This window comes from Streptomyces sp. NPDC051684, assembly GCF_044453445.1.
Lineage (GTDB): Bacteria > Actinomycetota > Actinomycetes > Streptomycetales > Streptomycetaceae > Streptomyces.
Genome location: NZ_JBITCS010000017.1, coordinates 37,096 through 49,275 on the forward strand (window position 1 = coordinate 37,096; position 12,180 = coordinate 49,275).

Annotated in this window: 12 protein-coding genes; 7 read left to right on the plus strand and 5 right to left on the minus strand. The window is 71.0% G+C overall.

The features are described from left to right. Positions 1 to 9 precede the first annotated feature (9 nt). Positions 10 to 1,065: a hydrolase gene (locus ACIA8D_RS21265; protein ID WP_399234329.1), complete on the minus strand. Its 1,056-nt coding sequence runs from the start codon at positions 1,063 to 1,065 to the stop codon at positions 10 to 12. A gap of 421 nt (positions 1,066 to 1,486) precedes the next feature. Between ACIA8D_RS21265 and ACIA8D_RS21270 the strand changes: the two genes are divergently transcribed. From ACIA8D_RS21270 to ACIA8D_RS21290, 5 genes are all read left to right on the plus strand, one after another. Then, positions 1,487 to 3,712, plus strand: a complete 2,226-nt coding sequence (locus tag ACIA8D_RS21270; RefSeq protein WP_399234331.1) for an FUSC family protein — start codon at positions 1,487 to 1,489, stop codon at positions 3,710 to 3,712. A 96-nt stretch (positions 3,713 to 3,808) separates the two neighbouring features. Then, positions 3,809 to 4,567 (plus strand): nucleoside phosphorylase, encoded by a 759-nt coding sequence (locus ACIA8D_RS21275; RefSeq protein ID WP_399234333.1) that lies wholly within the window; start codon positions 3,809 to 3,811, stop codon positions 4,565 to 4,567. Further along, on the plus strand, positions 4,564 to 5,856 hold the full coding sequence (locus ACIA8D_RS21280) for an amidohydrolase (RefSeq protein ID WP_399234335.1): 1,293 nt from the start codon (positions 4,564 to 4,566) through the stop codon (positions 5,854 to 5,856). The genes ACIA8D_RS21275 and ACIA8D_RS21280 overlap by 4 nt, the downstream gene beginning before the upstream one ends. Next, positions 5,853 to 6,464: a sulfite oxidase-like oxidoreductase gene (locus ACIA8D_RS21285; protein WP_399234337.1), complete on the plus strand. Its 612-nt coding sequence runs from the start codon at positions 5,853 to 5,855 to the stop codon at positions 6,462 to 6,464. Before ACIA8D_RS21280 ends, ACIA8D_RS21285 begins: the two co-directional genes overlap by 4 nt. Further along, positions 6,457 to 7,212: a ferredoxin reductase gene (locus ACIA8D_RS21290; RefSeq protein WP_399234339.1), complete on the plus strand. Its 756-nt coding sequence runs from the start codon at positions 6,457 to 6,459 to the stop codon at positions 7,210 to 7,212. Before ACIA8D_RS21285 ends, ACIA8D_RS21290 begins: the two co-directional genes overlap by 8 nt. Positions 7,213 to 7,215: 3 nt before the next feature. On the opposite strand, the gene ACIA8D_RS21295 is transcribed toward ACIA8D_RS21290, so the two are convergent. From ACIA8D_RS21295 to ACIA8D_RS21305, 3 genes are all read right to left on the minus strand, one after another. Next, positions 7,216 to 8,538: a S28 family serine protease gene (locus ACIA8D_RS21295; protein ID WP_399234340.1), complete on the minus strand. Its 1,323-nt coding sequence runs from the start codon at positions 8,536 to 8,538 to the stop codon at positions 7,216 to 7,218. Between the two features lie 164 nt (positions 8,539 to 8,702). Continuing rightward, positions 8,703 to 9,194 (minus strand): peptidylprolyl isomerase, encoded by a 492-nt coding sequence (locus ACIA8D_RS21300; protein WP_399234341.1) that lies wholly within the window; start codon positions 9,192 to 9,194, stop codon positions 8,703 to 8,705. A gap of 112 nt (positions 9,195 to 9,306) precedes the next feature. Then, positions 9,307 to 9,768 carry a DUF4188 domain-containing protein gene (locus ACIA8D_RS21305; protein WP_399234600.1) on the minus strand — a complete coding sequence of 154 codons (462 nt, stop codon included), beginning with the start codon at positions 9,766 to 9,768 and terminating at the stop codon, positions 9,307 to 9,309. 118 nt (positions 9,769 to 9,886) lie between these two features. Between ACIA8D_RS21305 and ACIA8D_RS21310 the strand changes: the two genes are divergently transcribed. Both ACIA8D_RS21310 and ACIA8D_RS21315 read left to right on the plus strand, forming a co-directional pair. Further along, positions 9,887 to 10,528 carry a MerR family transcriptional regulator gene (locus tag ACIA8D_RS21310; protein WP_399234342.1) on the plus strand — a complete coding sequence of 214 codons (642 nt, stop codon included), beginning with the start codon at positions 9,887 to 9,889 and terminating at the stop codon, positions 10,526 to 10,528. 88 nt (positions 10,529 to 10,616) lie between these two features. Then, entirely contained in the window at positions 10,617 to 10,901 is a 285-nt protein-coding gene (locus ACIA8D_RS21315; protein ID WP_399234343.1) for a zinc-ribbon domain-containing protein, read from the plus strand. A 196-nt stretch (positions 10,902 to 11,097) separates the two neighbouring features. On the opposite strand, the gene trpS is transcribed toward ACIA8D_RS21315, so the two are convergent. Then, positions 11,098 to 12,168 (minus strand): tryptophan--tRNA ligase, encoded by a 1,071-nt coding sequence (trpS, locus tag ACIA8D_RS21320; protein ID WP_399234344.1) that lies wholly within the window; start codon positions 12,166 to 12,168, stop codon positions 11,098 to 11,100. Positions 12,169 to 12,180 lie beyond the last annotated feature (12 nt).

Consider the following 12,180-nt stretch of genomic DNA (forward strand, 5'->3'; position numbering starts at 1 on the left):
GGGACCGCTTCACATGAAGGCGACCTCCGAGTACCGCGGCGACGGCGCGTCCAGGAGCGCGCCGTCCCCGCCCCGCAGCCAGCGGTCGAAGAAGGCCGCGAGATACGCCCGTTGTGCCGCGACCGCCCGATGGGTGGGCACCGTGCCCACCCATTCCTCCAGCGTCCTTCCCGGTACGTCGAGGTGGGCCGCGACCTGCGGCAGCAGGGTCGTCGCGTCCGTGTACGTGGCGTGCCGGGAGCCGCGCAGGGTCAGGTCGCGCCGCCATCCGCCGCTGTGCCGCCACAGTTCCCGCCACGAGGGGACGTTCGTCCGGTCGTTGCCTTCACTGCCCATGAGGAGCACCGGCCGGTCCACCCCTTGTGCCGCGACGGTGGACAGGCCGCCCTCGTCGTGGTCGTCCTGGACGTAGGCGAGGACGCCGTCGAGGTTCGCGGCCGCGGCGAGCCGCTCGTCGTCGTGCAGGGTCTGCAGCGCGGCGAAGCCGCCCGCGGACTGCCCGAACATGCCGATCGGCGCCCTGCGCAGCCGGTGTGTGTCGAAGGCCCGCCGCACCACATCGAGGACGAAGCGGGCGTCGGCGACGCGTACGGCCGCCGTCTTCTTCAGCAGCGCGGTGACCGCCTCGGGACCCGCCTGCTGCGCCTTCTCGAACTCCTGCGGCAGCCGGGACAGTGCCACACGCCCTCCGGGGAACTCCACGGCCGACACGTCGTAAGGATGGTCGATGGCGATCACGACGTGGCCGCGGGACGCCAGGTCGTCCGTGAGCGTCGTGCCCAGGGAGCGGGGGTCCACGACCCCCGGCGAGTACAGCACCACGGGGTGCGCCGCGCGTCGGTCGAGCGGCGCCCCGGTGTGCGCGAACGTACGCGTGGCCGCCCAGTCGACGCGGCCCGCCGACAGGCCCGCGAAGTTGTTGAGCCGGTCGAAGGCCGCAGCCTCCCGCGCGGTCATCTGCGGCGCCCTTCCGTGCCCGGCCACCGTGCGCGCCGGGTAGCGCACGTCCACCATCAACTCCCGCACGGGAGCCGCCGTCCACGGGTCGCGGCGTGAGCGGTCCACCAGGCGCAGCGCCACCCTGCCCACGGGGTACGGGCCGGTCGGCGCCGGTAACCGCAACGGCACCCGACGCGGGGCGGCGGCCGCCGCCGGCGCCACCGCCGGCCCGGCGCCCAGGGTCAACAGCGCCGCTCCGGCCGCGAGTACGCCTCGCCGCGCCGGACTTCCCCTCGAAATCCTGCCGTGATCGTCCATGGCTCAAGATTCGCGGTCCGGTGCTCGGCACACCATCCGGCTGGCCTCCACTTCTCGTTGGGGGAAATCCCCCAGAAGTCACCCTGTGCCGGGCCCGGTCTCCGTCCACCTGTCGATACTCGTGTCAAGAGCGCGCCCACCTCCTCGTATGCTCGGGGACGACGCCGACGGACTGATCTTGGAGTGAGCACTGGTGGCGCGACGGCCGAGGGACACCTGGGACCGCTTCATGGCATCCGATCCGGGGCTGCTGCGCCTGACGGCCGGGCTGCGGATCGTCGCGGCCATCGGCCTGACGCTCGCCGTGCTCGCGCTGCTCGGCACGGACGTGACACACATGGTCGCGGGCGCGATGTCCGCGATGGTGAGCACGTTCGCGATCCGGGAGAAGAACCTGCGCGGGCAGGCGATCACGCTCGCGTGGGGGTTCCCCGTCGCGCTCGCCGCCGTGACCCTCGGAGCGCTGCTGCACAGCAAGGTCATCACCGGTGACCTCTTCTTCATCGCGCTGATCTTCGGCGCGGTCTACTTCCGCCGGTTCGGCGACCGGGGCACCGCCCTCGGCCTCATGGGTTTCCAGGTCTACTTCGTGTCACTGTTCGTGAACGCGACCACCGATCAACTCCCGATCCTCGCGGGCACGTTGGCGGTCGCGTTCGGCTGCAGCGCGGTGGCCCGTTTCGCGCTGGTGCCGGAGACGCCGCAGCGCGTGCTCGACCGGCTGCGCGGTGCGTTCCGGGCCCGGCTCGCACAGCTGGTGACGGCGCAGACGCGGCTGCTCGACGCCGCGCCGCAGGACCTGGACGACGTCCTGGACGACCTGCGGCACCACACCTCACGGCTGCACGAGACGGCGCTGATGATCCAGGGCCGGCTCGAGGACGGTGCCCGGGACGCGGCCACCGCCTCGCTGATCCAGCGCCGTATCGCCGACGCGGAGGTCTCCGCCGAGCGCCTCGGCATGCTGCTGCTGAACGCGCGCAGCGCCGAGCGCGCCGACACGCTCACCCTGCACCTCCCGCACGCGCCCGCGCCCGCCGCGGGCAAGCTACTGCGTCACGAGGACGAGTCGACGGCCACCCTGCGCCGCGATCTGGGCGCCCTGCACCTGATGGTGACGCGCCCCGCCGAGGCCAACCGGGGCACGGCCGTCTCCCAGATCCGCAACCGGCTGCTCGGCTACCGCGACGAGGAGCGGATGCCTCCGGGCGCCACGCTCGCCGTGCAGGACGTGTTCCGTGGCATCGGTGAGGCCGCCCGTGCGGTGATGGGCCTGCGGATCGCGCTCGACGGACCGCAGGACGAGTCGGACGACTCCCCCGCCACGACGCGCTCGCGTGAGGAGCTGGAGGCGGAGGACATGTCGATCACCGGCACCGTCGCCCTGGCCGCCACGGACAAGGAGGCCGACGAGGAGGAGGACGACCGCTCGGGTCTCCACCGGCCCACCACGCGCGCGGCCTTCCAGGTCGCCGTCGGCTCCGGCCTCGCGATCGTCGGCGGCGAGTTCCTCTCCAGCCAGCGCTGGTACTGGGCCGTCCTGACCTGCTGGGTCGTCTTCCTCAACACCGCCTCCACCGGCGAGATCGTCATCAAGGGCTACCGCCGCGTCCTCGGCACGGTGCTCGGCGTGCTCGCCGGGGTGCTGCTCGCGGGAGCCGTCGGCAATCACACGTGGGTGGCGTTCGTCCTGGTCCTGCTGTGCGTGTTCGCGGCGTTCTTCACCGCCCCGTTGTCGTATGCGCTGATGTCGTTCTTCGTGACGGCCATGCTGGGCCTGCTCTACACGCTCCTGAACACCTACAGCTTCGACGTGCTGGTACTGCGCATCGAGGAGACCGCGCTCGGCGCGGCGTGCGGCATCATCGCGGCGATGCTGGTGCTGCCGGTGCGCACCGACAGCCGCACCGACGAGCTGCTCGCCACGGTCCTCGAGCGGCTCGGCGATGTCGTGGCGGGCGCGGTGGAGCAGCTCAGTGGCGGCCCGGCCGCGGATCTGCTCGACCGGGCGCGGGACCTGGACACCGCCCTGGACGACCTGCGCGCGTCCACCAAACCGCTGACCCACGCGATCGCCCCGCAGCGCGAGCGGCGCCAGACCGTGCGCTATCTCGTGGCACTCCTGGAGACGTCCGCCTACCACGCGCGTTCCCTCGCGGCGACCGCCGAACTCGTCCCGTACAGCAAGCATGTGGCCGCCGATCCACGGCTCGGCAGGGCGGCACGGCGTATCGCGCACAACATCGACGTGCTGGTGGCGCAGGTGAACGACGAAAATCTGACGGGCATCGTCGAGTCCGGTGCGAGCATCGCGGCGATGCTGGAGACGGACGGCCTGGGAGTGCCGGCCGCGAACACCGTCACGTTCCGTGTGCTGCGTCACCTACAGCGCCTCGACGAGGGGATCTCCGGTCTCGCCCGTCCCCTGGGCGTCACTGTGGGACCGCGCACATAGCGCGGTCCTGCCTTCGAACCCGCTCCCACCTGGGGATACGATCCCGGGAACCCCTCAGAATCCGATGCCGCGCCGCCCCATGACTGGAGCCACCTCGTGAGTGCCCCCGCACCCGATCCCCACTCCTTGCTCCCGCTGAGCCGGGTACCGCGTACGGGGCTGCCGCCGCGCGCCGTCGTCGTGGGCGACCCGGCCCGCGCGGCCGCCGTCGCCGAGCTGCTCGACGACGCCGTGGAGGTGTCGTACAGCCGCGAGTACCGCGTGTTCAGCGGCACCTGGCACGGCGTGCCGCTGGTCGTCGCCTCGCACGGCATCGGCGGGCCGGGCGCGATCCTGCTGTTCCAGGAGCTGGCCGACGCGGGCGTGCAGACGTTCGTGCGCTTCGGCACGGCGGGCGCGATGCGGCCGGGGATCGGCGACGGCGATCTGGTCGTGGCCGAGGCCGCGGTACGCGACGACGGTGTGACGGGCCAGCTGGTGCCCGCCGAGTACCCGGCGGTGTCCGCGCCGGAGGCCGTGTTCGCCCTCACGCGCGCGGCTCGCGCGGCGGGAGCGCCGCACCACCGGGGAATCGTGTGGACGCGCGCGGCGTTCCAACCAGGTCTGATCCCGCTGAACCAGTACGACGGGGCGGGCCTCGCGGCCATCGAGATGGAGGTGTCCGCGCTGTTCGTCATGGCGTCGCTGCGCGGCCTCGTCGCGGGTGCCGTGCTCGTCGTCGACGGCGTGAACGCGGACGACCTGGTGGACGAGGGCGGCTACGACCCGCACCGCGAGGTCGTCGCGGAGGGCGTGCGGCGTGGCAGCGTCGTGGCCCTGGAGGCGCTGCGCATTCTGACCGAGGAGCAACTGTGACCGAGTCCGTCGATCTGCTGGTGCACGGCGGCACCGTCCTCACCGTCGACGACGCGTCGACGGTGCTCGCCGACGGCGCGGTCGCCGTGCGCGACGGCGAGATCGTGGCGGTCGGCCCGGCCGACGAGCTGTGCGCCCGCCACACCGCGGCCGAGACCATCGACGCCTCCGGCGGACTCGTCGTCCCCGGTCTGATCAACACGCACACGCACCTGGCGATGACGCTGCTGCGCGGCACCGCCGACGACGTGACGCTCCAGGAGTTCCTGGGCCGCGTCGTCCCCGCCGAGGCGCGCCTCCTCGACCCCACGACCGTCGCCGCCGCCGTCCGCGTGGCCGTCGCGGAGAGCGTGCGCGCCGGTGTGACCTCGGCGCTCGACATGTACTGGTTCCACGAGGCCGCCGAGGAAGCCGCGCGCACGGCGGGCTGGCGGCTGCACACCGGACCGCTGTTCATGGACGTCCCGGAGCCGCCGGACGGGCGGCCGTACAAGGAGCGCATGGAGTGGGCACGCCGGGACCTCGCCGCGCGCCCGGCGGGAACCCGTCCCGTGTTGTTCGCGCACTCCACGTACACCCTCTCCCCCGAGCAGCTCACCGAGTGCTTCGCACTGGCTCGTGAGTTCGGTGCGCTGATCCATCTGCACGCGGCGGAGAACGCCGCCGAGGTGGCGAGCGTGGAGGTGGCGCACGGCCGCCGTCCCGTCGAACTCCTGGATTCCCTCGGCCTGCTGGGCCCCGACGTGGTGCTCGCGCACGCCGTCGACCTGACCGGCGGCGAGATCGCGGCGATCGCCCGCGCCGGCGCCTCGGTCGCCCACTGCCCGGTGTCGAACCTGAAGCTGGGCTGCGGCATCGCGCCGGTGCCCCGGCTGCTGAGCGCGGGTGTCACCGTCGGCCTCGGCACGGACGGCGCCGTCAGCTCGAACACGCTCGACGTCCTCGGCGCCGTGCGCCAGGCGGCGCTCGTGCACAAGGCGGACGGGGACCCGACAGCGGTCGGCGCCGAGCAAGCCGTGCGCATGGCGACCATCGAGGGCGCCCGCGCCCTGGGCGTCGGCGACGAGCTCGGCTCCCTGGAGGTCGGCAAGCGCGCCGACCTGGCCGTCCTCGACCTGAACCGCCCGCACCTCACCCCGCGCCACGACCCGTACGCGATGCTCGCGTACGCCGCGCAGGCCTCCGACGTGCGGGACACCGTCGTCGACGGCAGGATCCTCATGCGCGACCGTACGCTCACCACGCTCGACGAGAGCGCGGTCCTCGCGGATCTGGAGGCCCTCGCATGACCGGCCGCACCACCCGCGGCTTCGTCGGCCGCCCCCGCGTCCACAACCCCGGCCTGCCGCCGGGCCAGTACGACGCGGGCGAGGACTGGCCGGTGCTGTCCGCCGAGGTGACACCGCGACTCGACCGCGAGGACTGGACGTTTACGATCGACGGCCTGGTCGCCGAGCCCCGCACCTGGACGTGGGACGAGGCGCAGGCGCTGCCATCGGCGACGTACAGCGGGGACATCCACTGCGTGACGACCTGGTCGAAGTTCGGGGTGCGCTTCGGTGGTGTCTCGCTCGACACGTTCCTCGACGCGGTCCGGCCCTCCCCCACCGCGACGCACATCATGGCCTACTCGCACACCGGGTACTCGGCGAACCTCCCGCTCTCCGATGTGACGGGCGGCAGGGCGTGGCTCGCGTTCACCTACGAGGACGAGCCGCTGCCGACCGAACACGGCGGCCCTGCCCGCCTGTTGGTGCCGCACCTCTACTTCTGGAAGAGCGTGAAGTGGGTCGCGGGCCTTCGGCTCCTCCATCACGACGAGCCCGGTTTCTGGGAGCAGAACGGGTACCACGCGCGGGGCAACCCCTGGGAAGAACAGCGATACGCAGGTGACTGAGACCGTGCCGCAGACCACCGCCTTCACGCCGCCGACCCGGTTCGCCGTGCCCGGCCGCATCGCCGCCGGGCAGGGCGCCGCCCTGTGGCAGCGTGCCGTCGTCGCCGAGATCCGCCGCGAGACGGCGAACGCGTCGACGTTCCGCTTCGCGGTGCCCGGCTGGCAGGGGCATCTGCCAGGCCAGCACCTGATGCTGCGGCTGACCGCCGAGGACGGGTACACCGCCCAGCGGCACTACTCGCTCGCCTCCGCGCCCGACGACTCGGGGCACATCGAGCTGACCCTTGACCATGTCGAGGACGGCGAGGTGTCGGGCTTCCTGCACACCGCGGCGCGGGTCGGCGACGAGGTCGAGGTGCGCGGCCCACTGAGCGGCTTCTTCGCGTGGCCCGGCGACCGTCCTGCACTGCTGCTCGGCGCCGGTTCGGGTGTCGTGCCGCTGATGTCGATGATCCGACACCACCGGCGGCACCGACTCGACCTGCCGCTCAGGCTGTTGGTCTCGGCACGCACGCTTGCGGACCTGATCTACGCCGACGAGTACGGGGCCGAGACGACGCCGGTGCTCACGCGTGAGGGCGAGCGCCGGCGCCTGGCCGCCGACCATCTGGCGCCGCACTTCACCGAAGGGGCGCCCCAGTGGGAGGCGTACGTGTGCGGTTCCAACTCCTTCGCCGAGCACGCCTCGCAGCTGCTGGTCGGCCTCCGTCAGCCGGTGGACCGCATCCGTATCGAGCGCTTCGGGTGACGGCTACCGCACTCCCGCCCACCGCTTGATGGTCGCCGTCGCGGCGTCGCGCTCGTTCGCGGGCAGCGCGGAGATCCGTGCGCCGTGGTTGGACTTCGGCACGACGTACTTGTAGGAGTCGTTCTTGCTGGGCGTGAACTGCTCGGCGCTCCACGGGTCGTTCTGCCCGTAGACGAACAGCATCCGCTGCGACGTGGTGCGCACCCATTTGTCGACGCCCTTGATGACGGTGCCGTCGTAGGTGGTGCGCATGTCGGCGGGCAGCACGGAGTTCGGCTGGTAGATGTCCGGGTAGTGCCGCACGCCCTTGAGGTTCTTGAACTTCAGGTCGGCCCAGCCGAGTTGCGCGGCGGCCTGGCGATAGTACGGGCCCGAGCTGTTGGCGCCGAGCGTGGAGTCCTCGTAGATGGACAGGCCGTGGTCGAGGGACCACTTGTAGAGCTCGTCGTCGGAGACCTTCTTGGCGTCGGGCACGGTCGGGCAGTTGTCGACGGAGCCGGACTGCCAGAAGTTCCACACCTGGTCGAGGACCGCGAACTCGTAGGCACGGTCGGTCGTTCCGAGGGTGTTGGTGAAGGTGTACCCCTCGTCCTTCGCCGTCTTCTCGAACTTGGGCAGCAGGGTGTCGCGGCGCGCCAGCATCTCGCGCTGCACGGCGGCGAGCGCGTCCCGGCACTCCTGGGTGCCGACCCGCTTGAAGAAGTCCTCGTAGCCGCTGTCGTCCGCGTTGTTGGCGTCGTTCGGGGCGACGTAGGCGACGACGCCGTCGTAGTCCCTCGGGTAGAAGCGGTAGTGGTACGTGGCCGTCATACCGCCCTTGGAGCCGCCGGTCGCGAGCCACTTGGAGGTCTTCTCGTACAGCGGGCGCACCGCCTGCACGATGCCGTGCTCGTCGGCGGCCTCCTGCTGCACCGTCATCTTGTTCCAGGGGGTGCCGCCGGACGGCACGGACTCCTCGAAGAAGCGGTGTTCGACGCTGAGTTGGTTGGCGTCGAGCAGGGTGGTGGGCTCGCGGGTCGAGGAGGACAGGCCGTAGCCGCCGGTGTAGACGACGACGGGCTTGGCCGTGGACTTGTGCCAGAGCGTGAAGCGCTGCTGGAACGTGCCCGCGCCGGGTCTGGCGTGGTCGACCGGCTGCGTGATCGACAAGGAGTAGAGCGGGAAGCCCTCCTTGTCGGTGACGCCGGTGACGCGCACTCCGGGCAGGGCCCGCAGCTGGTCTTCGAACGAGGCGGGTGCGGCGGTCGCCGGTGCCGCGGTGGCGGCGAGGGCGCCCGCCGTGAGGGTGGCGGACAGCAGCAGCGTGGGTATGGCGCGCAGGCGCACGGGTGCCTCCCTGGGTCGAGGAAACGGTGCGGTGGATCGGTGATCCACCGACCGTGACCCTAACCCGCTCCGTGCGCCCGGGAGTTGGCCTCGTGCACAAATACGAGAAGCCGGGACCCCCATTGACGGGGGTCCCGGCTTCTCGCGCCGGATGTCGGCCTGGATCAGAGCTGGCCGGACTCGGCGATCGTGATCTTGGCGGAGGTGCCGCCGCTGCGCGAACCGAGGGACTCGATCTTCTTCACGAGCTCCATGCCGTCCTCGACCTCGCCGAAGACGACGTGCTTGCCGTCCAGCCAGTCGGTGACGATGGTGGTGATGAAGAACTGCGAGCCGTTGGTGTTCGGGCCGGCGTTGGCCATCGAGAGCTGGCCCGGCTTGGTGTGCTTGAGCTGGAAGTTCTCGTCCGCGAACTTCTCGCCGTAGATGCTCTTGCCGCCGGTGCCGTTCCCGGCGGTGAAGTCCCCGCCCTGCAGCATGAACTGCGGGATGACGCGGTGGAAGGACGAGCCGGCGTAGCCGAAGCCCTTCTCGCCCGTGCACAGGGCACGGAAGTTCTCCGCGGTCTTCGGGACGACGTCCTCGAAGAGGTTGAACGTGATCCGCCCGGCGGGCTCGTCGTTGATCGTGATGTCGAAGTAGGTCTTGATTGCCATGGACGCAATCCTTTCATCACGGAGCCCGGATTGCCGATTCGGCCCGGCGGGATGGCCGTTTTCGTACGCCATTCGCACGCTGCGTGACGCTTCGCTTGCGGGGCGCGAACATTCAGGCCGCGAGCCGGTCCCGTGCCTGCACACCTTCGCCCAGCGGCCGTACCCCGTAGGCCCTGCCGAGACCGTGCGCGGGCATGTCGCCGTAGATCGTCTCGTACGACCCGGCGGGCACGACGTAGGTCTCGTGCCAGATGCCGACGTGCCCCTTGCTCGTGCGGGCGTACTGGTTGATGCGGGCCCACCAGGGCTGATGCCGCCGGTCGGAGGCGGCCGCGTAGGCGAGCAGCTTCTCCTTCGACTCCCAGTATTGGATCACGTAGTAGTTGCGCGGGTCCGAGGTGCCCAGGACGTGGTGGAGCAGGCCGGCCGTGCGATCCTTGCCGAGTTCCCGCAGCATCATGGGCATCGCGTACATCACCGGGAGCCAGCGGTGGACCGCCCGGAACCGGTTGATCCGCATGCCGACGACGAAGAGCACGACGTCGCCGTCGGTGGCCGCCGTCATCCGTCCCATCTCCAGCTTCGTGAACACAACTCCCCCAGTTCCATAGGGCATTGGCGGGGAGTCAGGGGTCCCCCGATCCCCTGACTCGTGTTTGGATAGTGGCACTTTCCAAGGAGGGGCACAAGGGATGCGACTGGCGGAGCTGAGCGAGCGCAGTGGGGTGCCGGTCGGCACGATCAAGTACTACCTGCGCGAGGGTCTGCTGCCGCCGGGCGAGCGGATCAGCGCCACCCAGGCCGCCTACGGCGAGGCGCATCTGCGGCGGCTCGGCCTCATCAGGGCGATGATCCAGATCGGGCGGATCCCGGTGGCCACCGTGCGCGACGTGCTCGGCCACGTCGACGACGAGTCCCTGGGGACGACCTTTCGGCTCGGCGCCGCGCTGTGGGCGATGCCGCAGCCGCCCGAGACACCCGCGGACGACCCGCTGACGGTGGAGGTGACCGAGGCGCTCGACCGGTTCCTCGCCGACATGGGCTGGCACAACGCGCGCGAGATCGGCGCCCTCTCCCCCACCTACCGCACCCTGGTCACCACGATCGTCACGCTGACCCGCCTCGGTTTCTCGCGCGGATACGAGGTCCTCGCGCAGTACGCGCACCTCATGGAGGAGGTGGCCCAGCTGGACCTGGACCAACTCGACACCTACGAGGACGACTCCGAGAAGGTCGAGCTGGCGGTCGCCTCGGCGGTCCTCTACGAACCCCTGCTGCTCGCCCTGCGCCGCCTCGCCCAGGAGGAGCACTCCACGCGCCGCTACGGCTTGTGAGGCCAGGGCCTGCCCCAGGGGCACGGCCGCATACGATGACGGGTGGGCGCCGAACGGTCCGCGGCGGCCACACCACGGGAGGGAACCAATGATCATCTTCGGCACGCGGGGCTATGCGTACCAGCTCGCGATCCTCACCTATGTCTGCGGCAACTGCGGCAACCCCGCGGCGCACACGCTGCGGAAGTTCGTCACGAAGTTCACGCTGTTCTTTGTCCCGCTGTTCCCGATCTCGACGAAGTACCAGGCGCAGTGCACGTTCTGCGGTACCGCGCACCAGGTTCCCAAGGAGCACGTCGACGGGATGCTCGCGCAGGCCGCAGGGCCGCAGTCCGGGGCGCCGCAGCAGCAACAGCACCACCACCAGGGCTAGTTCGCCGGAAGGCTGCGACGGGGGCAGTGACAAAAGGTGACCCTGCCGCCTCCCAGGGGGAGAGGGGGCGACAGGGCCACAGGCTCGAGCGCCCGGGGGGGGGTGGGCTGCTTGAGCGTCTGTCCTCCTGCTGCCCGCGATCGGGCCGGGCATGCATGCCATAGGCAGAATCGTCCCGGCGACTTTCCCGGCCCCGTCAGTAGTCGGCATTCATGGCCGCCCGCACCTCCCTGAGCGTCGCGTCGGCGATCGCGCCCGCCCGCTCGTTCCCGGCCCGCAGCACGTCCCTGACCAGGCCGCGGTCCTGCGCGTAGCGCTCGCGGCGGGCCCGGATCGGCGCGAGGTACTCGTTCACGGACTCCGTGACGCGGCGCTTGAGCGCCGCCCCTCCCCCGTCCCCGATCTCCTGCGCCACCGTGGCCGGGTCGACGCCCTCGCACAGGGCGGCGAGCAGCACGAGCGAGGAGACCTCGGGGCGGGCCTGCGGGTCGTAGGTGATGTGGCGTTCGGCGTCCGTCTTGGCTCCGCGGATCAGGCGGGCGGTCTCGTCGGGCGTCGCCGAAAGGGCGATGGCGTTGCCGCGCGACTTGCTCATCTTGGTGCCGTCGGTGCCGAGCAGCAGCGGCGCCGTGGACAGCAGGGCCTCGGGCTGCGGGAAGACCGGAGTGCCCTTGCCGTAGCGGTCGTTGAAGCGGCGGGCGACGGTGCGGGTGACTTCCAGGTGCGGTAGCTGGTCCTGGCCGACGGGGACCAGGTTCGCCTTGCAGAAGAGGATGTCGGCGGCCTGGTGCACGGGATAGGTGAACATCAGGCCACTGACCGCGGACTGCCGGGAGTGCGCGATCTCGTCCTTGACGGTGGGGTTGCGCTGGAGCTCGGCGACGGAGACGAGGCTGAGGAACGGCAGCAGCAGCTGGTTGAGGGCGGGCAGCGCGCTGTGCGTGAAGATCGTGGAGCGCTCGGGGTCGATGCCGATGGCGAGGTGGTCGAGGACCAGCTCCTCGACGTGCTCGGTGAGGTTCTCGGCGACGTCGCGGTCGGTGAGGACCTGGTAGTCGGCGATCAGGACGAAGGTCTCGACGCCGAGGTCCTGGAGCCGGACGCGGTTGTGCAGGGTGCCGAAGTAGTGCCCGAGGTGCAGGTGCCCGGTGGGCCGGTCGCCGGTGAGGATGCGGAACTGTCCGGGATCCTTGCGGATCAGCTGCTCCAGTTCCGCGCTGCGCTCTTGCGCGGCCGAGGTGTCGAGGGCGTCGGTGGCGCTTGTCATGGTGTCTCTCCC

Coding starts and splice junctions, on each gene's coding strand:
- ACIA8D_RS21270 (WP_399234331.1), top strand. CDS start 1,487: ATGGCATCCGATCCGGGGCTGCTGCGCCTGACGGCCGGGCTGCGGATC.
- ACIA8D_RS21285 (WP_399234337.1), top strand. CDS start 5,853: ATGACCGGCCGCACCACCCGCGGCTTCGTCGGCCGCCCCCGCGTCCAC.
- ACIA8D_RS21300 (WP_399234341.1), bottom strand. CDS start 9,194: ATGGCAATCAAGACCTACTTCGACATCACGATCAACGACGAGCCCGCC.
- ACIA8D_RS21305 (WP_399234600.1), bottom strand. CDS start 9,768: ATGGGACGGATGACGGCGGCCACCGACGGCGACGTCGTGCTCTTCGTC.
- ACIA8D_RS21310 (WP_399234342.1), top strand. CDS start 9,887: ATGCGACTGGCGGAGCTGAGCGAGCGCAGTGGGGTGCCGGTCGGCACG.
- ACIA8D_RS21315 (WP_399234343.1), top strand. CDS start 10,617: ATGATCATCTTCGGCACGCGGGGCTATGCGTACCAGCTCGCGATCCTC.
- trpS (WP_399234344.1), bottom strand. CDS start 12,168: ATGACAAGCGCCACCGACGCCCTCGACACCTCGGCCGCGCAAGAGCGC.